Source organism: Hydrogenophaga sp. OTU3427, from assembly GCF_038440225.1.
Lineage (GTDB): Bacteria > Pseudomonadota > Gammaproteobacteria > Burkholderiales > Burkholderiaceae_C > Hydrogenophaga.
In genome coordinates, this window is the sequence record NZ_JASATI010000044.1 from 1 (window position 1) to 25,889 (window position 25,889).

Here is a 25,889-nt window from a genome sequence, read left to right on the forward strand (position 1 = left end):
GTCTTGTTTGCCGAGAACGCTGCAATACTGACAAGCGGCGCCCACGGAGTGATTCCCTTTCTTGGGAAAGCCCGTGTCATCGATCACCCAGTAGCCGCCGGCGCTGAAATCCATGTGGGGCACCACCCACTGTGCCACGCTGCGAAGCAGCAACCGATTATCCCAATCCGCCTTGGCAACGATATGTTGCAGCACTTGATGCCGAGCACTGACGTGCTCGACATCCACCGCCGCCGCCATTGGCTCCACGCTCTTGCACTGCAAAGGCAGCATCAAACCAGTGCAATAGCACCTCAATCTCGCACGACGGTCAGCATGCCCCAGCGGCTGACTGAGGCGAGCCATATACCGATCAAAGTGGACCGAAGCATCCATCGCCACCCAATAGCAGAGATGCCGACGACTATTACACTTTATGACACAGTAAGACTAGGCAAACTTTGCGTCCAATCAGCCTCCTCGCGACGACGTGGACGTAACTCCACACTCATCCCCCACCCGGATACCGCCTAGCCAGCACCGCGCCCACCATCAGCTGGATCTGATGGAACAGCATGATTGGCAGCACCATCATACCCATCACCGACGCGCTGAACAGAACGCTGGCGATGGCGATGCCGCTGGCTAGGCCTTTGGTAGAAGCGCAAAACACGATCGCGATCTCGTCGGCCTTGTTGAAGCGCAGACGGCGCGCCAGCCAGGTGGTGCACAGCAGTGCCAGCGCCAGCAGCACCAAGCACACCAGCACGAGGCCACCCAGCGCAGTGGTCGGAATGCGTCCCCAGAGCCCGCCTACCACGGCGGCGCTGAAGGCGGTGAACACCACCAGCAGGATGGAGCCCTGGTCCACCAGCTTCAGCGTCTTTTCGTGACGGCTCGCCCAGCCACCGATCCACGGCAGCAGCAGATGTCCGACCACGAATGGCACCATGAGCTGAATGAGGATGCGGCCGATTGAATCGAAGGATGACGCGGCCGCTGCGCCCGGCACCACGATGAAACCAACCAGAAGCGGCGTGATAAACACCCCGAGCATCGTGGACGCCGAGGTGTTGCAAATGGCCGCCGGCACATTGCCGCGCGCCATCGACACGAACGTGATCGCAGACTGCACGGTGCCAGGCAGCACACACAGGTAAAGCACGCCTTTGTACAGCGCAGGGGTGACCAGGGGCAACAACACCGGCCGCAGGGCCAGGCCGAGCAATGTGTACAGCACGAACCCGCAGGCGAACACCAAAAGGTGCAGCCGCCAGTGCAACAGCCCGTCGAGGATGGCATGCCGCGACAGGCGCGCGCCATGCAGCAAGAACAGCAGCCCCACCGCCAGCGTGGTGGCCACACCAAGGACATCGGCCACCACGCCGCGCGCGGGCAAAGTGCTCGCGAGTCCCACGGCCGCAACCAGAGACAAGGTGAATTTGTCAGGAAGAAAAACCGAACGCGGCATGTATCAGACCATCGCGGGTGGGTCGAAGACGTGGATGGCAGGCACTGGGGCATCGTAGCCCTGCAGAAGAACCGCCGTGAGCTGACCGACGCACCCCTGCGCGAGGGACAGAGTCCCTTTGTCGCGTGTCACTGCGTTCGGATTGCCCTGCACACAGACGGTCCAGCCATCGCTGTCGACGTGAGGGTCGAACCAGGCACCGTTGGGCAGCTGGACCACACTGCGCAACACCGCGTCGGAGAGGGTCGCACTGGCCAGGCATGCACCGCGGCAGTTGTGCAGCAACACGGTGTCGCTCTCTGCGCTGCTGCGCGCCGTGGCATCGTCCGGGTGCACCATGCACACCTGACGGCCGCCGCGCTTGGTCGACACGCTCTGCGCACCGAAGTCGAGCTGGCTGTGCCGGCGCGATGCGGGCTGGTTGGCGAGCAGCAGCAGCGGGCAGTGCGGGGTCGGTGCATCCTCGGGTTTGGGACAGGTCGGTTGGCCAGGGCAATCGACGTAGCCGAACGCGGTGGCGTGGGCCGTGGTGATCTGGATCTTGCCGGTCGGTGTCGGCTGCGGGTGCTGGACCGGATCGTTCCGGAACGCCTGCATGATGCCGCCATCTTCCGCCTGATGTGGCAGGCGGGTCCCGCCGCATTGCCAGTACGGGTCGACGTCTGACATGGCGTGACCCATGGCACTCGCCTTCTCGCAGTTAGTGCCGTACAGATGCCGCAACCATTGCGCGCGCGCCCGACCTTCGGTGAACTCCTCGCGCGCGGCCAGGTCGGCAAAGATGTTGTAGTCGCCCCGCGCGCTGGCCAGGAAGCAGTGGATCTGGCTGCTAGCGTAGTGAAAACTTCCCGCACCGGACCAGCCGTTAGAGCCGCCGAACACAGCCACTGGGCCATGCGCCTGCTGCACGCAGCGCAGTTCGCCGGCCACCAGGTCCAGCGCTTCGTCGCACGACACGCGAACATAGGCATCGCTGCGTCGGCCTGCATCCGCATCGGGCACATCACGCAACCAGTCCGCGCGCACGTACGGGTGGCACACCCGCTCCTTGCGGTGCAAGGCTGCTGGCTGGTTTTCGATCAGTGCGTTGGGGTACGGATCGTTGCGATGCGGACGTACGTGCATATGTCCATCCACACATGCGCCCGAAAAATCACCCCAGTGCGCGCTGTGCGGCTGCCAGTCGGGTGCCACGCTCAGAAGAAGTGAGTGATACCAACCGACATGGTCGACGGGTCGTCACCCGCCGCGAGCAAGGCGTTGCCGTTGAGCGTGATGCGCGACGCGCCTTTGTTCTTGAGCGTGGCGTAACGCGCGTAGACCACGGTGCGCTTGGAGAGCGCATAGTCGTAGCCAAGTTGCAGGCCTTCGGCTTTGATGGTGGAGTTGCTCACCGAACGGCGGGCGTACTGTGCCAGCACGGCGTGCGGTCCGCTGACCACCCAGCGCACCGAAGTGCTGAAGTTCTTGCTGTCCAGGATCGCGGCGGAATCGGACCTGTTCTCGTTGTACGTGCCGTACAGCGTGACGGGGCCCAGGGTGTAGCGCGCGCTGAGGAAGTGGGACACGTTGGCCTGCGGGTTCGCCACTGGGGCCGCAGCCGTGCCGCTGTTGATCGACTGGTAGCCATAGCCCAGGTACAGCGGGCCCGACTGGTACTGCACGTTCATGCCCGTGCCGTTGCCCGACGAGTTGGTCGCCTCGCCGAACGAGTACATCGCTTCACCCCAGAAGCCGTTGATGCGCGGAGTCGTGTAGCGAATAGCGTTGTCCAGAAAGCCCGGCGTGGAAGCGGTCGCGTTGGCGCTGGTCTGGGTCAGGAACATGTTGGTGAGCAACGAGGTGCGGTTGCGCGCCAGCGGGTCGGACGACTGGCCGATGATGAAGGTCGGCGACCACATGCGTCCCATGTCGAGCGCGCCCCAGTCACCCGAGAGGCCGACGTGCAGCCAGCGGCTCCAGGCCTTGTCGGCATTGGCCGCCGTGCCGCTGTCGGCGTTGATGGCGGTCTCCATGCGAAAGTTGGCCTTGAGGCCACCACCCAGGTCTTCGGTGCCACGAAACCCGAAGCGCGACACGCTGTTCATGCCGGAGCTGAGCCGGCTGATGGTGTCGCGTCCGTTGTCTGCGCGTTCGAATGCGAGGTCCATGGCACCGTACACGATCACCGAAGACGAGTTATTTGCGGCGGCATTCCAGCTCAACAGGCAAGTACCTGCGATTCCGATCCCGGTGATCCAGCGTGAGGCAGTAGGCATTTGGTAATTCCTTGGATGAGAAGGCCCGCAGTCTAGGAATCGGGTTGCGACTTGAATAATCGAGATTCGAAATCACGCGATGCGGGTTTTGATTCACCGAAACGTCGCGAATGGATCAGTTCTTGCATGCTCCTTCGCAAGAGCGATGCCAGAACTGAAATACCTGAACGCACTTTTTGATTGGTCGAGATCACCGCCCCGACCTATTCTGGTGATCGTCCCCATCCCCTTTCTTTCAAGGAACCGATCTATGAGCCTTCTCGCACCCCAAGTTCACCGCACGGGCCGCCGCCTCATGCGCCGCGCCATGCTGTCCGCCACGCTGGCCTCCGCCGGCGCGCTGGGTGTCGTGTCCACCGCATCGGCACAGGCGTACCCCAGCGGCATCGTAAAGCTGGTCATTCCGTCGGCGCCCGGCGGATCCATCGACGCCAGCGGCAGGCTCATCGCCGATGCCCTGTCAAGGCAGCTCGGCACGCGCGTTATCGTCGACAACAAGGCTGGTGCCGGTGGTGTGATCGGCATCGACAACGCGGCCAAGTCGCCCGCCGACGGTTACACGCTAGTCATCGGCATCGCCGCCACGCTGGGCGTGCAACCCGCCGTGAAGAAAACCATGCCCTACGACACGGCGCGTGACATTGCGCCGATTGGTGTGTTCGCGCAGGGCGGCCTCGTGATGGCCGTGCCCGTGGCCAGCGCGGTTAAGACGATCCAGGACTTCAAGGTCCTGTCGGCCGGCAAGGGCGAACTCAAGTTCGGCACCGGCGGCCAGGCGACGTTCGGTCATCTCACAGGTGAGGTGATGAAGGCGGGTCTGGGCGTTCCCATGCGCCACGTGCCTTACAAGGGCTCCGGACCGGCCGTCACCGACCTCGCCGGCGGCCTGCTCGACTTCGTGATCAGCGATGCGTTTTCGGCAACGCCCTATGTGCAATCCGGCAAGATCCGCGTGATCGCCACCGCGGGCCCGACGCGCCACGTCACCTTCCCCGACGTGCCCACGCTGTCGGAATCGGGCCTGCCCTTCGAACGCGGTACCTGGGTCGGCCTGTTCGCGCCCGCGGGCGTGCCAGCCCCGGTGATGGCCAAGCTGACTTCGTCGTTCGACGCGATCACCGCCGACGCGCAGTTCAAGACAGACCTGCGCAAGCTGGGCTTCACCCCAGTTGCGGTGAAGGCCAACGAGTCGAAAGCCATGCTTCTCAAGGACATCGACGCCTGGAAGCAGGTCGCCACTGCCGCGGGCCTTCAGATGCAGTGACTGCGCGTCGCCGCTGACCGAGGGCTGGTGACGGGTGTTGCCGCCCCTTGCTGGTTCGAAAATTGCATGCCGGTGAGTCGTTCGCGACATCACCCCCAAAGGGTTGCACCACAACCCGACTCACTGAGGCTGCAATGGCACATCTATCTGCCCCGAGCGTCGAAGCGCTGCCGTTTCGACTCAAGTTCCGCCAACTCATCCTTCTGGACGCCCTCGGCGACACACAGTCGCTTCGCAAAGCCGCTGCGCAGACGCACCTCACGCAACCGGCCGCCACGCGCGCCATGGCCGAACTGGAATCGGCCTTTGGCGTACAGCTGTTCGTGCGCTCGCACGCCGGCATGGCGCCAACCATCTTCGGCGATGCACTGATCCAGCACGCGCGGCGCGTGCTGTTTGACGTGCAACAGGCCCACTCCGACATCCAGGCCTTGCGCTCGGGCTCGCACGGCCAGGTTCGAATCGGCTCGCTGCTGCCGCCCGCAGCGAGCCTGCTACCCATTGCCATCGGCGAGATGAAGCGCCAGTTCCCGCAGATACGGGCCTCGCTTGAACAACTGCCGCAGATGCCGCTGGTCGAACGGGTGCGCGAAGGCAGCCTAGACATCGCGCTGTGCCGCTTGGTCACCGACACTGACCACGCCAGGGACCTCAACCAAACCGTTTTGTTCGAAGACGAGTTCGTGCTTGTCGCTAGCCGCGATCACCGCCACGCGCACGCGCGCTCGCTCAAGCTGACCGATCTCATCGACGACCCCTGGGTGATGCCGCACAGCGGCGGCAAGCTTCACGCACACGTGCAGGCACTCTTCCTCGCACAGGTCGGGCGCATGCCCACCAACACCGTGGAGTCATCAACGCCGCTGGTGGCCAATCTGCTTCTCATCGAGCAATACGGCTTTCTCAACTTCATGCAGAAGACCATCGCGCACAGCTACGCCAAGCGTGGCCAGCTGCGCATCCTGCCCATCAGCCTGGGTAGCCCGCTCGGCCCGCACGTGATCGCCGTGCGCAACAACGCGGGCCTCGCGCCCGCGGTGGAGATCGCCTTGCGCAAGCTGCGCGAGGCCGCGGAAAAGACCGTCGAGGAAACCCTTCCCGCCTGAATCAGGGTGATTCAAAAACCGCATTGCATGAACACTGATTTCGATTAGACGAAGTACGGCGATAGACCTATTCTCGGCCGCAGTTTCACCACACTGGTGAACACAAATCCACGGTCAACGGTCCATCGCCATGTTCGATATTCACAACCCACCAGAGCTCGGTCGTCCCCTCAGTGCTTATTCGCACGCCGTCGAGGTCGCCGCAGGCTATCGCATCGTCTACCTCTCCGGCCAGACCCCCATGCTGCTCGATGGCAGCGTGCCACCAGACATCGAGACCCAGGCCGAAGTCGTCTGGCAACGCATCGCCATCGCGCTCGCCGCAGCGGGCATGGACTGCAGCCACATCTGCCGCGTCGTCACCTACTTGACCGACGCGGCCGACGCACCCGCCCACGTCGCCGTGCGGGCGCGCTATCTGGGCGATGCCCGCCCCGCTTCGACCGGCCTCGTGGTCAAGGCGCTGTTCAACCCGGCGTACCGCCTCGAGGTCGAGGTCACGGCCGCAGGGCCTGCACGGGCATGAACCACGCCCTGACCCTCGAGCGTGAACGCGCAGTGCGGGACTGTCTGGCCGCGATCGGTGCGCTGCTCGACCGCGCCCAGCTCAGCGCTTCGGCCATGGCGGCCGCGCAAGGATTGTTGCGCGGCCTCGCATCGCGCACCGAGCTCTGGTCGAGCGACGTGTTCCCGATTCCAGATGGCAAGCTGTGGCACGCGTACCGCCTCAACAGCGAGAGCGAAGCACTGGCCGCATACGCCGTACCCATGCTTCCCGGCCACGCACAGCCGCCGCACGACCACACCACCTGGGCGCTCATCGCCGGCGTGCGTGGCCGCGAACGCAACTCCTGCTACGAACGGCCCACCGCCACACCGGGCCCCCTGCAGGTGCGGTGGGAAACCACCGTCGACGCGTCCACCTCAGTAGCCCTCGGCCCGCAGGACATCCACGCCATCGAGGTCCTCGGCCCCAACGCCGCTTTCCATCTCCATGTTTATGGACGCAGCCTGTCGGACCTTCCCGACCGGCGCACTTTCGATCTCGCCACTGGCACCAGCCAGCCCTTTTCTTTTAACCCACCGGGAAACCACACATGACCCTACAGACAACGGCCACCCCCTACCGCGGAGACGGTTTCGTCCAGGCCAACGGCCTGCGCCTGCACTACGAACAATGGGGCGATGGCCCGCACACCATAATCGCGCTGCACGGCACCTCGCTGCACGGCAAGGTGTGGTACTGGCTCGCCGAGCGCCTTGGCCCACAGTACCGCCTGATCGGCCTGGACCAGCGTTCGCACGGCGACTCGCAACGCGTGGGCAGCGGCCGGTACCAAGTCGAGGACTATACCGCCGACCTCGCTGCCTTCATCGACGCGATGGGCATCGAGCGCGTCAGCATCGTCGGCTCGTCGCTCGGTTCACGCGTGGGTCTGCTGTACGCGTCACAACATCCCGAACGCGTCGAGATGCTCGCGCTGTTGGACCTGAGCTTTGAGATGCCTACCGCCGCGTCCGAACACATGGTGCATGCCCACGTCACCCGCCCGCGCGAGTTCGCCAACTTCGAGGAAGCCGTCGCCTTCTCCAAAACGTTGCCGCAGCGCCTGCGCTTCTCCGACGCGATCCACCGCCGCACGCTCGAAGGCGATCTGCGCACCCGGGAAGACGGCCGCCTCGAGTGGCGCTATGAACGCGACGCCGCCATTGAAACGCTGCGCTGCGCCGCCCGCGACATGTGGGACGCCGTGCGCGCGGTGGAAACGCCGACCGTAATCCTGCGCGGTGCCGACAGCGACGTGCTGATCGACTCGACGGTGGAACGCCTCAAGCGCGAGTACCGCGGTGTGCGCATTGTCGACGTCCCTAACGCCGGCCACTCGATCTGGGGCGACAACCCCGACTTCACCGCCACCACGATCGTCGACGCGCTGGATGAGTTCGTCGACACGAGGAACCTGCAATCGTGACGACCGCACCCTCTGCCTGGGCTACCGCCACCACGTTGACGCACGGGGGGCGCCCCACCGGGGCGGCCGTCACCGTCAACCCGGTGGTCGCTCGCACCAGCACCGTCGTGTTCGACTCAATGGCAACGCTGCAAGCCAGCCTAGATGCCCACCAGGCGGGCCAGCGCCCGCTGCTTTACGGCCGCAAGGGCACGTCCACCTCGCACGCACTGGAGGATGTGGTGGCCAGGCTAGAGGGTGCGCACGCCTGCAAGCTCTTCGGCTCCGGCCTCGCGGCGATCGCCTGCACCTTCCTTGCGTTCACCCGACCCGGTGACCACGTGCTGGTGATCGACACCTGCTACGAGCCGGTGCGCAAGCTGTGCGCGCACTACCTCGCGCAGCGCAGCGTACAGGTCGACTACTTCAGCCCCAACCTGAGTGACCTCGCCCACAAGATCCGCCCCGAGACGCGGCTAATCTGGGTCGAGACGCCGGGCTCGCTTGTCTATGAAATGTGCGACCTGCCCGCGTTGGTGCGGATTGCGCGCGCGCATGAGAACGAGGCCGGTTCGATCCGCGTCGCGGTCGACAACACCTGGGGCTCAGCCATGCTGTACCACCCGCTCGCGTTGGGCGCGGACGTTTCGGTGATCGCCGGCACCAAGTACCTGGTCGGCCATTCCGATGCCATGCTGGGCTGCGTGTCGACCAGCGAAAGCGCGTGGCCCACACTGCACGGCACCGTCGAACTGCTGGGCCACAGCATCAGCGCCGACGATGCCTACCTCGCCCTGCGCGGCATGCGCACACTAGCGGTGCGTCTGGCGCATCAGGCAGGCAGCTCGCTCGAGATAGCGAAGTGGCTGCAGCAGCAGGCGCTGGTGTATCGCGTGCACACACCGATGCTGCCCGACGACCCAGGCCACGCCCTTTGGAAACGTGACTTCGTCGGCGGCAACGGCCTACTCTCGATCGAGTTCTACGCCGGGGTTGGCATGGTCGATGCTTGCGCCTTCTGCGATGCCCTCCAGATCTTCGGGCTGGGCCACTCCTGGGGCGGCTACGAAAGCCTGGCGCTACCCGTCCACGTGGCGGGTGCGCGCAGCCTGTCCCGCTGGGAGGAACGCGGCGCGGTGGTGCGTCTGCACATCGGCCTCGAAGACACACAAGACCTGCAACAAGACCTACTTCTCGGCTTGTCGGCTCTGGCCGACCGGCTCGGGCAGGCAAGACCTGACAGCTGAAAGCAACCCATGAAACTCCAACCCTCGGGCGACCTCCTGGCCGGCCTCATGTTCGTCGTCGTCGGCGCCGGCTTCGCCATCGGTTCAACAGCCTACAGCTTCGGCCAGCCCAGCGAACCAGGACCCGCTTACTTCCCCTTTGGCCTTGGCGTGCTGCTCGCGCTGCTAGGCTGTGTGCTCGTGCTGCGCGCGCTGTTCGTTGCCTCAACCGAACGCATCGGTGGCATCGCGTGGCGTCCGCTGCTGACGATCCTGGGGTCGGTGGCGCTGTTCGGCGCGCTGCTGCCCCGGCTCGGCCTGTTCCTCGCAATGCCGCTGCTGATCGTGATCTCCAGCTCAGCCGGCCGCGAGTTCAGGTGGCGGGAAGTACTGCTCAACGCCGTGGTGCTCACAGTCGCCTGCTGGGTCATCTTCGATCTCGGTCTGAACTTGAACATCCCCGCGCTGCCCGCGTGGATTGGTCGCCCCTGAGGAACACGACATCATGGAACTCTTCTCCAACCTCGCCCTGGGCTTCCAGACGGCGATGAGCCTGCAGAACCTGCTGTACGCGTTCGGCGGTGCCGTACTCGGCACGCTGATCGGCGTGCTGCCCGGCCTGGGCCCGCTGGCGACCATCGCGATGCTGCTGCCGTCTGTGTACGCGCTGGACGCCACACCCGCGCTCATCATGCTGGCCGGCATCTACTACGGCGCGCAGTACGGCGGCTCCACCACCGCGATCCTGATCAACGTGCCGGGCGAATCGAGCTCGGTCGTCACCGCGATCGACGGCTACGCCATGGCGCGCCAGGGCCGCGCGGGCCCCGCGTTGGCCGCCGCCGGCCTCGGCTCCTTCTTCGCGGGCTGCGTCGGCACCATCATCATCGCAGCATTCGCGCCCCCGCTCACCGAACTCGCATTCAAGTTCGGCCCGGCCGAATACTTCTCGCTCATGGTGATGGGCCTGATTGGTGCGGTGGTGCTGGCCTCGGGTTCGGTCATCAAGGCCATCGGCATGATCGTGCTCGGCCTGCTGCTCGGTCAGATCAACACCGACGTGATTTCAGGCGTGCCGCGCTTCAGCTTCGGCGTGCACGAACTCACCGACGGCATCGGCTTCGTCGCTATCGCCATGGGCATCTTCGGTTTCTCCGAAATCATCTCCAACCTGAGCCGCCCCGAAGAGTCTCGCCAAGTTTTCACCAAGGACGTGAAGGGCCGGTGGCCCACGGCCGAAGACTTCCGGCAAGCCTGGCCGGCAGCGGTGCGTGGCACGGCCATGGGGTCGGTGCTAGGCGTGCTGCCCGGTGGCGGCGCACTGCTCGCGTCCTTCGCGGCCTACACCATGGAGAAGAAGCTCGCGGGTCCCAACGGCACCTTCGGCGAAGGCGACATCCGTGGCGTGGCCGGCCCCGAGTCGGCCAACAATGCTGGCGCGCAGACCAGCTTCATCCCCATGCTCACGCTGGGCATCCCGTCGAACGCGGTCATGGCCCTGATGATCGGCGCTATGACCATCAAGGGCATCCAGCCCGGCCCGCAGGTGATGACCAGTAACCCACAACTCTTCTGGGGGTTGATCGCCTCGATGTGGATCGGCAACCTGATGCTCGTCATCCTCAACCTGCCCATGATCGGCATCTGGATCAAGCTGTTGACCGTGCCGTACCGCTTCATGTTCCCCGCGATCCTCGGCTTCTGCTGCATCGGCCTCTATACACTGAACAACAGCAACCTCGACGTCTACATGGGCGTGATCTGCGGCCTGGCTGGCTACGTGTTCAACAAGCTCAAGTGCGAATGCGCGCCGCTGCTGCTCGGTTTCATCCTCGGCCCGATGATGGAAGAGAACCTACGCCGCACGCTGCTGCTCTCCGACGGGCAGTGGGGCACCTTCCTGGAGCGTCCACTAGCGGCCTCGCTGCTGGCCGCATCGCTCCTGCTCACCGTGATGGTGGCCCTGCCGGCCGTGCGGCGCCGGCGCGAGGAAGCGTTCGTGGAGGATTGAAGAAGGTGTTGAACCAACTGGGCCGCGACGTTCAGGTGTTCAATGCACTACCTGATCTCGCAACAGTTTCGCATTTGCGCGCGTGCCCTTTAAGATTGCCTCTACCACATCGGCCGGAAAGCCTCGGGGCGGATCGCCAAGACGTCCTCGGCGCTCTCGCCCCAGCAGCGTCGAGCCGCGGAGGCGTTGAAGTACCGCCGCATCACTGTGGCCACGTGCTAATGGCGGTTCTTGCCGGTCACGGCCATCGCCAGCGTGGCGTTCTTGCACGCCAGCTGGTTCTTGCCGCCACCGAGATGGGGCTGACCGAGAGCACGTCGTATAGGGGCGCCAGCGTGTATGCGCCACCCACATGCAACCGCAGGCTGAAGGGTTCTCTCGCAATAATGTACTCGGGGTCAATGGGGCATGCCCCCACTGCCTCTTCAACTGGCAAACTCAAGCTTACGCCGGGTGAACAAGCGCCAGGTCAGGCCCATGATGGGCTTCAAGTCATTTCACACCGCCCGCCGCCTGATTGCTGGCATTGAGACCATGCACATGATCCGCAAGGATCAGATGAGCTGACCTAACGGGCCAATCACACCTGTGGCGCAGCAGTTCTACAGCCTGACGCCTTGACCAGGCTGTAAATGACCTCATAAGACGAGAATTTCGGGGCTAATGAATCAGCGGGGTACTCGGGGTGGGAACGCAAAACCCGAGAACTCTGGACGGATAAGCTGAGAAATTGCTACCAGCGGTGATTTTGAGTGGGTCTGTGAGCCGACCGGAAAGCGGCGTCCCCCATCGCCAAGAGCAGGAGCATCACTGAAAAAGCGTCCTGCGACCAACCTTCTTCGAGGTCGACCGTCTGGCCACGTTCGACTGCGTGATCGCCAATCCGCCGTTCTCATTGAAAAAGTGGGGCCTCAGCGCCTTGCCGTCCATCAAAGACCTATCCCACTTCCCGGGACATCAACAGCATCGGGCAAGCGAGAATGGAAAGGCTAGCAAGTTTCACGTTTTCCACTTGGCGATAGCCCGTGACGGTACCGGTCAGGCGTCAGTGGACAAAATCAAAACAGTGAGCGCTTGAAGGATCAGCGCAAAGTCAGGCCAACCAGTTTTTCGGCATCGGACATGGACAGGCCCTCGATCAGATCGATCACTTTCACGTGATCACCGTGCGGCTCGAACGTACCGTGGTCCGTGTAGACCCGCTTCACGCAGCCAACACCAGTCAGCGGATAAGTGCACTTCTGCACGATCTTGCTCTCGCCGCTCTTTGTCAACAGGTTCATGCTGACCCACGTGGAGCGAGCACCGACTGCCAGGTCCATCGCACCGCCTACAGCCGGGATCGCGTCCTCTTCACCCGTATGCCAGTTCGCCAGGTCACCATCGATGGAAACCTGGAAAGCGCCCAGCACGGAAATATCCAGATGTCCACCCCGCATGATCGCGAAACTGTCGGCGTGATGCACAATCGACGCGCCGGGTAGCAGCGTCACTGGCTGTTTGCCTGCGTTCGTCAGGTCGTAGTCTTCCTGCCCCTTGCGCGGTGCGGGACCCATGCCGACCAGGCCGTTCTCACTGTGCAGCAGCACCTCTCGATCATTGGGCAGATGGTTTGCAACCATGGTCGGCATGCCGATGCCCAAGTTGACGAGTGAGCCTTCCGGTATGTCCTGGGCGATGCGTCTCGCCATCTCATCCCGATTGCGTAACTTGTAGTGCGTCATGTTCACTTCTCCTCTTTTATTCCGCCCGGCTGTGTGGGCACGTAGGGGATGTTCACGATGCTTTTGACGTAGATGCCAGGCGTGACGATGATCTCGGGATCCAGGGCACCCAGTTCCACAATCTCGTGCACCGAAGCGACAGTACGCTTTGCCGCAGTAGCGAACACCGGTCCGAAGTTGCGAGCGGCCAGCCGATAGGTCAGGTTGCCCCACCGATCGCCCTTTTCCGCCTTAATCAGGGCAATGTCGCCGTAGATCGGATACTCCAGCAGGTATTCGCGGCCATTGATGTTGCGTACTTCCTTGCCCTTGCCTAGCGGCGTGCCGACACCTGTGGCGGTATAGAACGCGCCAATGCCGGCGCCAGCGGCGCGGCAGCGCTCCGCGATGTTGCCTTGCGGCACCAGCTCGAGTTCGAGTTTGCCGGCGCGATAGAGCTCGTCGAACACCCAGGAATCGGCCTGCCGCGGAAAGCTGCAGATAATCTTGCGAACCGTGCCCTGCTGCAGCAGGCGAGCGAGCCCGGTGTAGCCATTGCCGGCATTGTTTGCAACGACAGTGAGGTCCTTGCCCCCCTGTTCGATCAGCCCTTCGATCAGCGCGTCCGGGATGCCCGCCGTACCGAAGCCTCCAACCAGGATGGTGGAGCCGTCCTTCACCGGGCCGATCGCCTCGGCGACGGAACTCGCAATTTTGTCAATCATGATGTCTCGATTAGTCGGCTGTCAAAGTGCGCCGCTCTACAACACACGGCCAAAAGCCAGCAAGACAGCGACGACGCTGGCGATGAAAAGGGTCTCTGCTAGGAGCATCGCGAGGGGCCGCCATCCGAGCTCGGCGAGCTCCTGCAGCCGTGTCTTGACGCCAGAGGCAGCGATTGCGATGATCAAGAGCCACTGGGACATTGACGTCGCCGCTTTGGTCGCCGAAACCGGGATGGCGCCCGTCGAACCCACCGCAACCAAGGCAATGAAAGCCACCATGAATCCGGGCAGCAGGGGTACCCGGATCCGCGACACCGACATCGATCCCCTGCGAGCGACCAATGCGATGCACAGGACGACCGGGGCCAGCAGCGCCACCCGATAAAGTTTCGTGATCACGGCGGCGTCCGCGGCCGTGGCTCCAAGGATCGATCCTGCCGCCACGACTTGTGCAACGTCGTGGATGGTGCCGCCCATGAACATTCCTGCGAGCTGCGGTGGCACGCCTGCATACTTGAGGAGCAAGGGATAGACAACCATGGCCACCGTCGAAAGGATGGTCACGCCCACGACAGTCAGCAGCGTGAACCTCTCGTTCTCGCGAGTCGCGGGGAGTACGGTCGAAACCGCCAGCGCCGCAGACGCACCACAGATGCCGACGGCTGCCCCGGAGATCAGGCCGTGATCGCGATCTTGCCCCAGTAGTCGCGCGAGGGCCACGCCCAGCAAGACGGTCGCGGCAACAGCCGCCGCCACACCCGCTGCGGTGGTTACACCGATCTGGGACATCTGGTTTAAGGTGATCCGCGCACCCAGCAAGGCCACGCCGACGCGCAGCGCTGTACGGCTGCAAAACGTTATGCCTGGACGCAGACCGTCGTGGTCCCACAGAAAGTTGATAGAGAGCCCGATCAGCAGCGCGTAAAGTAAAGAAGGGCCGCCGTGGTGTTCCGAGATGAACGTCGCTGCAAGCGCCACCAGCAGGCACACGACAACGCCCGGCCATCGCAGCGCTGCGGCAACGAACAATCGACGAGTTCTCGTGCCGCCGCTTAATGGCGGCAAGTCGATCGCCGCGTCGCTCTGTTTGGCGCCAGTTTCGAGTTTCATAGGGACCACCCCGAAATATCGCTTATCGTTTGCAGGCTAGCAGCCATCGCATCCAAACGCTCGTGAAGTTGCCCGCCTGCGTACTCGGTGTAGACCGCAGCTTCGCAGTCGAGAAACTTGCATGCTCTTTCTGCGCCCGAAAGCGGAGATGCTTTGCTTCCTGGCATGTCTCGCACCTCACGTTCGTACCGCAGTCCGGAAGTGGTGGTAACGATCACCCGTGCGGGCGCAAGCTCACCCATATTGGACGAATCGGTTCGAAGGGTGATCCTGTCCACGATCGAGGCAATAGCTGGGTCCCGAACGGCGGTAGCCTGCAGATCAGCGATGCCAAGTTTCCGCCGCAAAGCCAAAACGGCCAAGGCATATCGCAGCGAGAACTGTGCCGTTACCTGTGGGTTTTTGTCCGGGTCGAAAGGAGCGCCCACAAGCCGATCCATGAACGGGGAGATCACTGATTCGATGTGCTGGATGTCGACAGCAGCAATGTTTTCTTCGTCGAGCAGGCTGACCAGTGCGTCCATCGCTGCATGGCTGCATGCACACACCGGGTACTTTTTCAGCCCCGTCTCCAGCATGGCGTAGCGATCGCCCCAGCCGTCAACTATCTTTTCGACATCCAGAGGGAAATAGAGGGCCGATAATCCGAACCTGCCCTCGAAAACCGCTGTCGGCCCCGTTACGCCGATACGCGCCAAAGCGGCGCACTGAACGCCGTTGCGTGTGGCGAAAGCCGGCTGCATGCGCTTGGCGAGGACCTGCTCCACATTGGACTGCTGTGAGCCCGCAGCCACGCTGAGGCACAAGCCGAGGGCGGCAACAGTTTCATCGACACTCAACTTCATCAGTACCGAAGCGACGGCGGCGGCGCCGAACGTACCGAGTACCGCACCGATAGTCCAGCCCTTTTGCGACCCCGACACTGCGGCAGAAAGACGGCAGATCAGTTCGCTGCCCAAAATGAATGCGCGGAGTGTGTCTGCGCCACTTGCGTGGACCTGCTCGCCGACCGCCCAAGCGGCAGCCAACGTGATGGCGTCGGGATGGACGTTTAGATGCAGGCTGTCGTAGTCTAGGGCAGAAGCCGCCAACGCATTCAGGAAGGCGGCTTGGGGGGCAGGAATCCGGGCCGCACCACTCCACACCCCGCTTTCAGCTCGACCGCCCTGCCCGATCAAAAGCTCGGCGGCTGCCTGGACATCCGACTGCATGAACCCGGCGGCAGCCACCATGCGGGTGTCCACCAGCAGGTCTTTTGCGTGCTGCACCACCGCAGAGGGTAGACGATCAAAGCTGATGGAATGCAGCCTTTCGGCAAGGCTCCGCGAAACCGATTCAGCGACTGCCACCGTCAACCTTCAAGACCGTGCCATTGACGAAGTTGGAACGCGGCGATAGCAGGTAGCCGACCGCCTCTGCAACATCTACTGGCTGTCCGGACGGGCGATCGCCGTCTCCTTGTTTCGCAGCATCCGACGCAGCCACGATCGCCTGCATGCGAGGCGAACTGATCGGCCCCGGCGCAACAACATTAACGCGGATGCCATTGTTCGCGTACCGCATGGCGACGCCACGGGAAAGCAATTCCAGGGCAGCGTTTGCAGCGCCGCCAGGCATGTGGACTGGGCGCGGTACGCTTCCGCTGCCGCCAGAAATCGTGACGATGCGACCATAGCGCTGTTCGATCATCTCGGGCAGCACTGCACGAATCGCGCGCAGGGCCCCCATATACTTCGTCTCCATCGCCGAGGCGAAGCTCTCCTCGCTGATCTCCAGGAACTCACCGAAGGCGGATATGGAGACCGACACAACCAGCGACCCAATCGGCCCGAGCTGCTCGCGAACCGAAGAAGCTGCCGAGCGCACTGAAGATTCTTGGAGCAGGTTCACAGGCACTGCGATCGCTCGGGCTGGCAGAGACTCGGCCAACTTTTGAAGTTCACCTTCCTTGCGGCCCGACAGTGCCAACACCGCGCCGCGGCTGGACAGCAACCGGGCCATGGCATGGCCGAGCGTGCCACTAGCGCCGACCAGCCAGACAGCGCGACCGCCGAAGTCGTCGGGGAATTCCGTAGCAGTGCTCATTCCGTTTCCACCTTGGTTTGCGCGATCACCTCACGCCACTTGGCTGATTGCATCTTGCCGAGCGCGTCCAGCTCTGGCGTAGAGCCCGTCTTCACACTCCACCCCTGCTCAGCGAACTTAGCGACTATCTCGCGACTGTTCAGGACAGCATGCAGGTCCTCGCGGTACTTGTTCACCAACTCAGGAGCGAGCCCGGCTGGTGCGTATACGCCGTACCAAACGGAATAGTCAAAGCCGGTGACGCCCTGTTCGTGCAGCGACGGAATGTCCTTCATTAACGGGAACCGCTCCTTGCTGGTACAGGCGAGGATGCGAATGCGCCCGGTCTTGGCATGCACATGGGCGGTGGCGATGGGCAGGAACATCAAGGACACTTGGCCGCCAATCAAGTCCTGGATCGCATTGGCCGCGCCACGGTACGGGACGTGGGTCATCTCCACGCCCGTCTGTTGACGGAACAGCTCCGCGAATAGATGGTTCTCAGTCCCCTTGCCAGGGCTGCCGTAGCTCACGCGCCCGTTCATCTCTTTCAGCCAAGCAACCAGCTCTTGGATGTTTTTTGCTGGCACATCGTTGTTCACGACGAGGGCGAAGGTACTCCAGCCCACCTGCGTGATTGGCTGAAAGTTCTTCAGGGGGTCGAAGGGGATCTGCTTGTAGAAATGCGGCAGTAGAAACATCGTGGATGTCTGCAGCATGAGCGTTGTGCCGTCTGGGGTCGCCTTCGCCACCGCGTCGATACCGATCACGCCGCCAGCTCCGGCCTTGTTTTCCACCACCACGGGGCGCTGCCATCGAGCCTGCAGCTGCGGCTGAAGCAGACGTGCCATCGTGTCCGGTCCGGTGCCGGGTGTAGATGCGATGATGAAACGTAGCGGGCCGCCTGCCTGCGCAAACGCCTGCCGACCTGCAGTGCCTGCAAAGGCCACGCCGAGCAACTTTACGAGCGTCGTGCGGCGCGATGCGGAAAATGAAAATGTTCTCATATTAGGTCTCGGGTGCAATTGGATAAGTAGTGAATCGGGTCAGCGTGCGCTGGCGCCTGCGAGCTCCGCAGGCAATGACCCTTCCCACGCGAGAACCTTCAGAGGCAGCCTCGCGTTGGGAACCTCACGCGCGCGCAGTGCAGGTGGAAGTGCCTCGCCCGCTGCAGGGCGACCCGCCACGAACATGGCCTGAATTTGCAGCTGGTCCGGGAGCCTGAGGACGCTGCGAGCGCGCTCGGGGTCGAAGCCCAACATGCCATGAACAACCAGGTTCAGTCGTTGGCCCTGCAAAGCAATGTTTTGCCACGCTGCGCCCGTGTCAAAGGCATGGCTGCGTAACGGCTTTCCACTGCGCTGATCGGTCGGGGTCGACAAGATGAATGCCAACAATGCACCGCGATCGGCCCATGCCTTGTTGCCATCGGAAAGCACGTCGAAGAAGCTGTCCCATTCCGCCGTGCCGGCGAGCGCGTACACGAATCGCCACGGTTGGCTGTTATTGCATGACGGCGCCCAACGTGCAGCTTCGAAGAGCGCACGGACTTCGCCCGAGGCCAGCGGTTCGCCACTCATGGACCGCGGCGACCAGCGCCGCAGGAATATTTCGTCAGTATCGACCCACGTCGGCTCGAAATCGACCGCGGGGGGTACGACACTGCTGCCCAGGCGGAAGCGAGCTCCTGGCTCGCGATCTACTTGCTTGGCCAGGTCTACTTCCCAGCTCAGATAGTCCTTCATCGCGGCCTCGCCACCGCCCAGGGGCGACGATGGTATGTGCCACATGTCCTCCGGCGGATCGCACGCGTCCTCGAGCCCTCGCGCCATCGACAGTCCGGCGGCCCGCCAGGATTCGCTGCCGCCCTCCAGAAGTCGAACCGGAGCCCCATAAAGGGCGGCAAGTTCCGCCGCGGCAAAGGCCCCTGTCACCTCGTCTTCCGCCACCAAGGTGATGGAGGGCCGACGAGGCAGCCGCGGGACACTCACGCTCCAGCGAGAGCGGATCGTGAACAACGCCCCTGGAATATGGCCCTTGTAATACGTATCGCTTCGGCTGATGTCGACCACGAGCGTCGTTCCCGCCTCGATGTCGCTGCGAACTTGATCGACGGATATACGCTCCACCGCGGGCACTAAGTGCGGCGGTACGTGGCTTAAGGCTCCGCCTCGCTGGAACGCCGCAACCGCTTCTTCATGCGCCAGCACGCTCACATCGCGGAAGCCCAGTTGCACGAGCCACGAGGCGGTAACTGAAGCGCGCACCCCGTCGTCATCGATCAGGACCAGCGGGGCGTTCCTGAGTGCCACATAGTTGTCGGTCGCCTGGATCAGTTGGCCGCCAGGCGCGTTGCGCGAGCCCGCCAAATGCGTGCGTTCGAACTCCAAAGGTCCTCGCACGTCCAGCAGCATCAGAGCGCCATCACTAGCCATTCGCTCGCGTAGCGCGGCAAGGCTCGCTACCGGAATGGCGTATTGCTGCCGCACACGTTCGGCCAGGATCTGGGCCTTCCGCAGTTGTTCCGGGGGCGGGGATTCGACGAGCGCGGCCTGCCCATGTTCGAGATCGAACCCCGCAAGGTGCCAGCCCATGGTACCGTTCTTCAGTGCCACCACCCGGTTCGGAAAACCGGCCGTGATTAGCGACTGCGCCCCAATGATGCTGCGCGTGCGTCCCGCACAATTGATCACCACCAGCGTGTTCTCGTCAGGTACGCAGCCCGCGACCCCCGCCAGCAGGTCTCCGCCGGGGCAATTTCGGGCGCCGGGAAGGCTCATGCGATGGAACTCGTGGGGTGGCCGGCTGTCGAACACGGCGACAGGTGCTCCTGACTGGAGCAGCCGGTGGAGTTCCTCAGGCTCTATCATTGGTGTGTGGTAGTGGCTCTCCACCAACTCCCCGAATGCTTTGCTTGGGACGTGAATTCCGCGGAACAGACGGTAGCCCGCTTGAGCCCATGCCTGGTTCCCGCCTTCGAGCAAGCGCACGTTGCGGTAGCCCAGTTCGGAACAGCGGCGTGCCGCGCGTGTAGATATGCCATCGCCACTGTCGCTGGTCAGAACGATCAGGACCTCGCGTGCGGGAACCAGCCGATACAGACGTGCTTCAAGATCGGATAGCGGCAGCGAACTCGCGAACAGCATATGTGAGCGCGCGAAGATGCCTTCATCGCGGACATCGAACAGCGCGAACAACTTCGTGCCTTGCAGCAGAGTCACAAGGTCGGCGACAGTGACCGTATCGAATTGTTCGTTGTTCACGTTGCGGCCCACGCAGTCTTGCGGCTAGGCGCGACTTCTACTAGTTTAGACGGCGTGATGTACTTGCCGTTCAAGTACATTAACGGCGCGATCTCGTCGCCGATGGCGAGCTGGTACACACAGCCGATGAAGAGGCTGTGCGTGCCGAACTTGGGGCTGTCGGCTTTCTTGCAAAAAATGTTCGCCTGCGCCTCGCACAGATAAGGCACGTCATCCGCAGAAAGACGCCAGTCGCCGATTTCGAAACGTTCTTCCATGGATAGGGGAGACCCGAAGTTGGCAGAGTGCTGGACTTGCTCGGCACCGAGGATGTTGATGCAGAAATGAGACGCTTCCAGTAGCCTTGCGTGCATGCTGCTGGATTCGTTGACGGCAACCAGTAGTGACGGTGGATCCATGGAAACCGAAGAAACCGCCGTCACGGTGATGCCGCAGTTGCCGGCGGCCGTGCGCGCGGACACGATGCATACGGTCGAGGCAAAGCCGCGCAATGCCCGGCGATAGTCGCTGCTGATCCGGTTGATGGACGTCATGGATGCTGCCCTCAGGATGCGATGACGTGCGGAATGCGCCGTACGCGATTGGCCAGCTTGCCAATGCCCGAGACTTCTGCCTCTACCAGGTCCCCGTCCTGCAACAACGCGGGCGGCTCCATCGCAAAGCCGACGCCGCTGGGTGTGCCCGTTGCGATGATGTCGCCCGGCTCAAGTGTGAGGCCCTGCGACAATATGGAGATGATCTCCCGCACGTCGAAGATCATCATGGAGGTACTGGCATCTTGGCGCGTGACGCCGTTGACTCGAAGGCTCACGCGCAACTGCTGCGGGTCGCCGATTTCATTCGCAGGAACAATCCAGGGCCCGATTGGGCACGACCCGTCGAGGCCTTTGCCCTTGAACCACTGGTCGTGACGCTTTTGCAGCTCCCGTGCGGTCAGGTCGTTGATCACGGTATAGCCGAACACGTATTCGAGCGCACGGTCGCGCGGAATGTTTCGACCACGTTTGCCGATGATCAGTCCAAGCTCAACCTCGTAATCCAGCTTTTGCGTGACTTCGGCGTCCCATTCGTAGTCGTCATGCGGTCCGATCACTGTGGTCGGTGGCTTGGTGAAATACTGCACGTGCTCCGGCAGCTTTACTTCCTTGCCGCGCGCCTTTGCGGCCTCGGTAATGTGATCCTTATAGTTCCGTCCAACGCAAAAAACGTTCTTCCGCGGCTGGGGAATGGGTGCGCAGAGCTTGACGGCCGCCAGTGGTACATACAGCTCGGGAGAACGACGAGTGTGGTCTGCCGCACCCAATGCTCGGACAGCTTTCATCACCTGCTCGCCTCCTGCTATCACGTCGAGCATAGTTTTCATCCCACTGATGCCGTGCTGTTGCAGGGCCGTGTCTAGGCGCAGAATGGTGTCGCCTTCAATAAGCAGCCCGGGGTGGGTGCCTGTATCGGAAGAGAATGTGAGTAGTTTCATTGGATCTCAAATGTTGCGGATGCCGGATTCAATGCGTGAGGCAAGCTTGGTGCGCCAGACTTCTGCCAGTTCAAAGCTCGGGTCGCGGCGGCAAAGCGCTTCCGTCTGTTCACGGATCGCGTCGGCGGACGTGTCGAGGTTGAGTGGCTCGGAGCAGGGTTGCGCCACGTACCACGGGGAGTCAACGAACACTTCAAGGCGATTGCCTTCGGGGTCGTGGAAGTACAGCGTCCAGGCATTGCCATGGTTGATCGTGCGGAATCCGCTCGCCTGCGGCTCATTGCGCACCCATGTGTACAGCTTCTGCAACTCCTCCAGGCTCGAAGCGCGAAATGAGATCTGGTTGATCACCTTGTCTTCGCGTGCGCCGGTCCTGCCACTTGCCAGCACGACCTGGTGGTGTTCGCGCGGATTGCGGCTCATGAAGGTGAGTTCGCGGCCAGGCAGGTTACCGCGATCAGTCACGACTAGGCCTAGCACCCGCTGGTAGAAGCCGACCATCGCGTCCATGTCATAGACGTGGATGCCGACATGGCTGAAATCGAGGGATGTAGTGTTCATGGCTAGATCGGCAGAAAGATTGGCGTTTGAACCAACTTGCTGAACAGAACGACCTGGCAACGACCAATGCGCAAGCCCTTTTCCGTCGAATCCAGGTCGATCAGGTAAAAGCCACAGTAGGCTGGTACGCCCTCCATCCAGACGGTGAACGGCGCGGTAGCGCGTGTTCGACCACTGTCTGAGCGAACAGGCCCCAGCGTGTGCACCATCCGGCGGGTATCCCGCTCAAGACCCGAGACCACGCGTGCCGTCAGCCGCTTCATGTCCTCACCCACCAGCAGCACGTTGTTCGCTTGCTCGAACTCTTCCTCGCGTAGCACTGCGTAATAGCCGTGGGGTGCGAAGAGGTCCAGCCACGCTTGGCCGGCGCGCCGGTCTAGGCAGCTCACGTATTCCTCGAGCAAGGCGGTGACGGTGGGTTCGACCGTCATTTCTTTATCGAGATTGATCATGTGGTGACTCCGTCTTGCTTTCCGAGCATGAAGCTGCGCCAGCCTTTCCAAAGGGCCCGCACGGCATGGTCGTCCGCGGGACCGCCGCGTGGATCGGTATGTTCGATGCCGCGACTGATGTTGATCGCCCCCCCGCCAGCGGCCAGTAGTCCCTTCTGAACACGTGCGAACACCATGATGTCGTCGACACCGGCGCGGCCACCAGGCCCCCAGGAATAGTGAAATCTTTCACCGATGGCGCGACGCTCCTCGGCGCTCGCTGACGCTGGCGCGAGGCAGTAGTTCAGGACATTGGTACGGTCGACTGCGACCGGCTGGATTACCCGGAAGCCGGTGACATCCCAGACCGGGTTGTACAAGGCAATGAAGTTCGGAAACAGGCCCAAGTACACCCGCCGTTCGCGCTCCTTCTGGATGGTGAGGGTACGCACGTCGTCGCACTGTTCGAAGGCGCCGTGGATGTCCAGCTCCAGCGAGAAACGTGAGCCTTCCTTTTCCTGGAAGCCGGACGTCCCTTTCATGCCGAACACGGCGGCACGCTGGGCAAAGGCATAGTCGTGGAGATACTCTGCGTGGTAGTCGTCCAGCGTATTCTCCATCAGCAATTTCCAGTTGCCATCGTAGCTGTAGTGGTAGGAACCCAGTGCTACCAACGGCTCGCCGTTATAGGTGCCGACCTCCTCCAGCAACGGTGCGGCTACACCCAGATATTCTTGCAAGGCGGGTGCTGCCGGATCGAGGTTTGCAAACCACATGCCCGCGAAGCGCTCGAAGCGGGGCACGGGTGCCAAGCCGTTGTCCTGCATACGGAATGCGGACCCATACGCCTCGATCTTGGGGACGTTCACCAGCTTGCCGCAGGTGTCGTAAGACCAGTGGTGGTACGGGCAGCGCATGCGATCGCAATTGCCCTCTTTCTTGTCCATCACCATGGTCGCCTTGTGACGGCAAGAATTGAGGAACAGCCTCAACTCGCCGTCGGCTCCCCGGATGGCTATCACCGGCTGGCCGGCCAGCTCAGAAGTGCGGTAGTCGCCATTGTTCTGGAGCTCGCTGTCGTGTGCGATGAATTGCCATGCGTGTCCGAAAATCCGCTTTTGCTCTAACGCGTAGATCTGGGGATCCGTGTAGCACCTGCGATCGACGAAAGCAGGACCGGCCTGCAAGCCTTGAAGTTCGACGTCTGTCATTGGGTAGCTCCTTTGTCGGCGGCCTTCTCTGCCTCTACTCCAGGAATTGGACCCATGGCCCGCTGTTCCAGGCCAATTTGATCCATCAGGCGTTTGATGCGGGCATTCGCAGTGAGATCGAAGGGCTCTCGGAGAGGCCGGATTCTTTCGCTGTAGGTCTTCTTGATCGTGCGTTCGGTCGGCGACTTGGCGTCCCATAGCTGAACGTCAGCGAGTACCTGAGGCAGCTCCGAAGAGTCGAGCCAGGCTGACTTGTAGACCACGATGCCGGCCCTGTTGACGAGGAAGACTGGGTTGTTGAATTGCAAGTCTGCCCATGCCTTCTGGATGTCGCCCTCCAGTGAGTCGATGACCAGGGGGAACTCAAATGGCTCCTCTTGGCGCAAGCGCGCTGCGTTGCGCTTCTTCTCTTCGAGGGTCTGATGCGGAACGATCTGCGTCCCTGGATGTGCCTCGCGGGTGTACACGTAACAGATCTCCACGTGATCACGGAACTCGGCGTACAGGGAAACAAGGCTCGGGCTTGTGGTGCGTATGTTCGTGACGCAGGGCGGACAAGCGAAGCTGCCGAAGACCACCAGCACCGACTTGCGACCCTGATAAGAGGACAGTTCGAACATTTCGCCGTCGAGTGTTTCACCCCGCAGGCTTGGCGCTGGCTCGCCCAGTGGCGTGCGGGCACGGAACGATTCGATAAGGGCAGGCCACTCGGTGCTGAGTCCACCACCCAACGGGTCGCCTTGCCACGAGCGGGACCATGACAGCGGGTGCGGCGTGTTGTATTCGCTCTGCATTTCAGTCGCCCGTTCAGGAGTGAGCGAGTTCATACGGCAAGCCGAGTTCAGCTTGACCGACCATTACCGCGCCGAAATGGTGCCGCCTGTGCAGCGAGTGCACGTCCATATCGCGCATCATTCTTTCCAGTGGGAACGTGCGGAAGAATGCCGTGCTGCCCACCAGTTGGCCGGCGACTTCCTTGAAGCGCTGCAGGCAATCGACGGCCAGGTATTTGGCTTCATTGCTCTTCAGCAGCCCCTGCACGATGTCGACTTGAGCCAACTTAACCGCGTGGTAATACAGCAGGCGCGCCGCGTCGATTTTTGCGCGCAGCTCGCCCAGGTACATTTGGTAAACCTGTGTATCCACCTGGCCTCGCTGGCGCATGTAGTCGACCACCCACTGGTACATGGCCTGGATGGTTCCGAGATAGTTGGCCGTAAAGCCGAAGTTGATCTTGCCCAACCAGTTTTCCGTGAAGAAGGCGCCAGGGCGACCCAGTACGCAGTCGTCCGGCACGAAGCAATTGTTGAATTTCAGCAGCGGGCTGACGCATGCGCGCATCCCCGCCGGATTCCAGAAGACTTCGTCGATTTCAAGGCCTTCGGCTTCCTTGGGCACCACCACCGTTTCCAGCAGGCCGGTTTCTTCATTGCGAACGTGGACGGTCATCCAAGCACTCCGCGATGCGTTCGTTGCGTAGTGCTTCACGCCGGTTACTGAGAGCCCGCCGGTCACCGGTTTGGCCGTAGTGCCCCCCCTGCCGCCGCCGGGTTCGGAGCCAGCGCCGACGAGAAGACGTCCGGCGGTTCTCGTCGGCTCGAGGAAGCGCTCGACCTGTTCGTCCGAACCGAACGCTCGCACGATCTGAGCCGCATTGCTGTGAACCTGGAAACAATGGGCAGTGGAAGGATTCCCCGCAGCCAGTCTCTCGATGATTAGAAAAAACGAGAGCGGATCCTCACCGTCGAAACCGTAGCCAAGCCCGCCGTCCTTTTTGGGTAACGTCGCCAGCAGCAGGCCTTCTCGGTGCAGGTCACGGAAGTCCGCATCCGGGAACTCGCATTTAGCATCGAGTTCCGCAGCGCGTTTGGAAATCGACGAGAAAACCAAGGCATCTACTCGCTCGACGAGTTGCTCCTGCTCTTTAGTAAAAAGGCCCTTCATGTGCTCTCCAGTTAGTATTAGGTTATGTGCGCTAGGCGCACATGTGTGCGCTTGGTGAACATGGGGGTATTATCATGATCAAGTCACCAAAGTGTCAAGCCCCCTTCATGAGGAGGGTTTTTTTACAACATGAATG

General features: G+C 62.3%; 26 protein-coding genes and 1 pseudogene. 9 read left to right on the top strand and 18 right to left on the bottom strand.

Annotated features, from left to right (window positions below; all coding sequences use genetic code 11):
- From AAHB17_RS19745 to AAHB17_RS19760, 4 genes are all read right to left on the bottom strand, one after another.
- Positions 1-375: transposase (locus AAHB17_RS19745; RefSeq protein WP_342132565.1), on the bottom strand; the 375-nt coding region annotated here is incomplete at its 3' end.
- A gap of 112 nt (positions 376-487) precedes the next feature.
- Complete coding sequence (locus AAHB17_RS19750) at positions 488-1,450, bottom strand: bile acid:sodium symporter family protein (RefSeq protein ID WP_342132567.1); 963 nt, start codon at positions 1,448-1,450, stop codon at positions 488-490.
- A 3-nt stretch (positions 1,451-1,453) separates the two neighbouring features.
- Positions 1,454-2,644, bottom strand: a complete 1,191-nt coding sequence (locus AAHB17_RS19755; RefSeq protein ID WP_342132569.1) for a molybdopterin dinucleotide binding domain-containing protein — start codon at positions 2,642-2,644, stop codon at positions 1,454-1,456.
- A 2-nt stretch (positions 2,645-2,646) separates the two neighbouring features.
- Positions 2,647-3,708: a porin gene (locus AAHB17_RS19760; RefSeq protein ID WP_342132571.1), complete on the bottom strand. Its 1,062-nt coding sequence runs from the start codon at positions 3,706-3,708 to the stop codon at positions 2,647-2,649.
- A gap of 307 nt (positions 3,709-4,015) precedes the next feature.
- Between AAHB17_RS19760 and AAHB17_RS19765 the strand changes: the two genes are divergently transcribed.
- From AAHB17_RS19765 to AAHB17_RS19805, 9 genes and pseudogenes are all read left to right on the top strand, one after another.
- The gene (locus tag AAHB17_RS19765) at positions 4,016-4,972 is read left to right on the top strand and encodes a Bug family tripartite tricarboxylate transporter substrate binding protein (protein ID WP_342132572.1); all 957 of its coding nucleotides are present in this window, start codon (positions 4,016-4,018) and stop codon (positions 4,970-4,972) included.
- Positions 4,973-5,106: 134 nt separating this feature from the next.
- Positions 5,107-6,078 carry a LysR family transcriptional regulator gene (locus AAHB17_RS19770; RefSeq protein WP_342132573.1) on the top strand — a complete coding sequence of 324 codons (972 nt, stop codon included), beginning with the start codon at positions 5,107-5,109 and terminating at the stop codon, positions 6,076-6,078.
- Between the two features lie 130 nt (positions 6,079-6,208).
- Positions 6,209-6,604, top strand: coding sequence for a RidA family protein (locus AAHB17_RS19775; RefSeq protein WP_342132574.1), 396 nt, complete (start codon positions 6,209-6,211; stop codon positions 6,602-6,604).
- Positions 6,601-7,179 carry a cysteine dioxygenase family protein gene (locus AAHB17_RS19780; protein WP_342132575.1) on the top strand — a complete coding sequence of 193 codons (579 nt, stop codon included), beginning with the start codon at positions 6,601-6,603 and terminating at the stop codon, positions 7,177-7,179. The genes AAHB17_RS19775 and AAHB17_RS19780 overlap by 4 nt, the downstream gene beginning before the upstream one ends.
- Complete coding sequence (locus AAHB17_RS19785) at positions 7,176-8,051, top strand: alpha/beta fold hydrolase (RefSeq protein WP_342132576.1); 876 nt, start codon at positions 7,176-7,178, stop codon at positions 8,049-8,051. Before AAHB17_RS19780 ends, AAHB17_RS19785 begins: the two co-directional genes overlap by 4 nt.
- Complete coding sequence (gene metC / locus AAHB17_RS19790) at positions 8,048-9,277, top strand: cystathionine beta-lyase (RefSeq protein ID WP_342132577.1); 1,230 nt, start codon at positions 8,048-8,050, stop codon at positions 9,275-9,277. The genes AAHB17_RS19785 and metC overlap by 4 nt, the downstream gene beginning before the upstream one ends.
- A gap of 9 nt (positions 9,278-9,286) precedes the next feature.
- A complete protein-coding gene (locus AAHB17_RS19795; protein WP_342132578.1) occupies positions 9,287-9,748 on the top strand; it encodes a tripartite tricarboxylate transporter TctB family protein in 462 nt (153 codons plus the stop codon).
- A 13-nt stretch (positions 9,749-9,761) separates the two neighbouring features.
- Positions 9,762-11,267, top strand: a complete 1,506-nt coding sequence (locus tag AAHB17_RS19800) for a tripartite tricarboxylate transporter permease (RefSeq protein WP_342132580.1) — start codon at positions 9,762-9,764, stop codon at positions 11,265-11,267.
- Between the two features lie 450 nt (positions 11,268-11,717).
- Positions 11,718-11,834, top strand: a pseudogene (locus AAHB17_RS19805) (DDE-type integrase/transposase/recombinase); the annotation flags it as partial.
- 515 nt (positions 11,835-12,349) lie between these two features.
- On the opposite strand, the gene AAHB17_RS19810 reads toward AAHB17_RS19805, so the two are convergent.
- Genes AAHB17_RS19810 through AAHB17_RS19875 form a run of 14 tightly spaced genes read right to left on the bottom strand, consistent with a single transcriptional unit; the run spans position 12,350 to position 25,753 of the window.
- A complete protein-coding gene (locus AAHB17_RS19810) occupies positions 12,350-12,991 on the bottom strand; it encodes a 3-oxoacid CoA-transferase subunit B (RefSeq protein WP_342132581.1) in 642 nt (213 codons plus the stop codon).
- A gap of 2 nt (positions 12,992-12,993) precedes the next feature.
- Complete coding sequence (locus tag AAHB17_RS19815) at positions 12,994-13,695, bottom strand: 3-oxoacid CoA-transferase subunit A (RefSeq protein WP_342132582.1); 702 nt, start codon at positions 13,693-13,695, stop codon at positions 12,994-12,996.
- 36 nt (positions 13,696-13,731) lie between these two features.
- Complete coding sequence (locus AAHB17_RS19820; protein WP_342132583.1) at positions 13,732-14,805, bottom strand: YeiH family protein; 1,074 nt, start codon at positions 14,803-14,805, stop codon at positions 13,732-13,734.
- Complete coding sequence (locus AAHB17_RS19825; protein WP_342132584.1) at positions 14,802-16,154, bottom strand: MmgE/PrpD family protein; 1,353 nt, start codon at positions 16,152-16,154, stop codon at positions 14,802-14,804. Before AAHB17_RS19825 ends, AAHB17_RS19820 begins: the two co-directional genes overlap by 4 nt.
- Entirely contained in the window at positions 16,141-16,890 is a 750-nt protein-coding gene (locus tag AAHB17_RS19830; RefSeq protein ID WP_342132585.1) for an SDR family NAD(P)-dependent oxidoreductase, read from the bottom strand. The genes AAHB17_RS19825 and AAHB17_RS19830 overlap by 14 nt, the downstream gene beginning before the upstream one ends.
- Entirely contained in the window at positions 16,887-17,876 is a 990-nt protein-coding gene (locus AAHB17_RS19835; RefSeq protein WP_342132586.1) for a Bug family tripartite tricarboxylate transporter substrate binding protein, read from the bottom strand. The genes AAHB17_RS19830 and AAHB17_RS19835 overlap by 4 nt, the downstream gene beginning before the upstream one ends.
- 39 nt (positions 17,877-17,915) lie before the next feature.
- Positions 17,916-20,132: a rhodanese-like domain-containing protein gene (locus AAHB17_RS19840; protein ID WP_342132587.1), complete on the bottom strand. Its 2,217-nt coding sequence runs from the start codon at positions 20,130-20,132 to the stop codon at positions 17,916-17,918.
- A complete protein-coding gene (locus tag AAHB17_RS19845) occupies positions 20,129-20,665 on the bottom strand; it encodes a flavin reductase family protein (RefSeq protein WP_342132588.1) in 537 nt (178 codons plus the stop codon). Before AAHB17_RS19845 ends, AAHB17_RS19840 begins: the two co-directional genes overlap by 4 nt.
- Before the next feature lie 11 nt (positions 20,666-20,676).
- Positions 20,677-21,606: a fumarylacetoacetate hydrolase family protein gene (locus tag AAHB17_RS19850; protein WP_342132589.1), complete on the bottom strand. Its 930-nt coding sequence runs from the start codon at positions 21,604-21,606 to the stop codon at positions 20,677-20,679.
- Between the two features lie 6 nt (positions 21,607-21,612).
- Positions 21,613-22,167, bottom strand: coding sequence for a VOC family protein (locus tag AAHB17_RS19855; protein ID WP_342132590.1), 555 nt, complete (start codon positions 22,165-22,167; stop codon positions 21,613-21,615).
- A gap of 2 nt (positions 22,168-22,169) precedes the next feature.
- Positions 22,170-22,619 (bottom strand): hypothetical protein, encoded by a 450-nt coding sequence (locus AAHB17_RS19860; RefSeq protein ID WP_342132591.1) that lies wholly within the window; start codon positions 22,617-22,619, stop codon positions 22,170-22,172.
- A complete protein-coding gene (locus tag AAHB17_RS19865) occupies positions 22,616-23,809 on the bottom strand; it encodes an aromatic ring-hydroxylating oxygenase subunit alpha (RefSeq protein WP_342132593.1) in 1,194 nt (397 codons plus the stop codon). Before AAHB17_RS19865 ends, AAHB17_RS19860 begins: the two co-directional genes overlap by 4 nt.
- Positions 23,806-24,636: a peroxiredoxin family protein gene (locus AAHB17_RS19870; RefSeq protein ID WP_342132594.1), complete on the bottom strand. Its 831-nt coding sequence runs from the start codon at positions 24,634-24,636 to the stop codon at positions 23,806-23,808. Before AAHB17_RS19870 ends, AAHB17_RS19865 begins: the two co-directional genes overlap by 4 nt.
- Entirely contained in the window at positions 24,617-25,753 is a 1,137-nt protein-coding gene (locus tag AAHB17_RS19875) for an acyl-CoA dehydrogenase family protein (protein ID WP_342132596.1), read from the bottom strand. The genes AAHB17_RS19870 and AAHB17_RS19875 overlap by 20 nt, the downstream gene beginning before the upstream one ends.
- Positions 25,754-25,889: the final 136 nt, after the last annotated feature.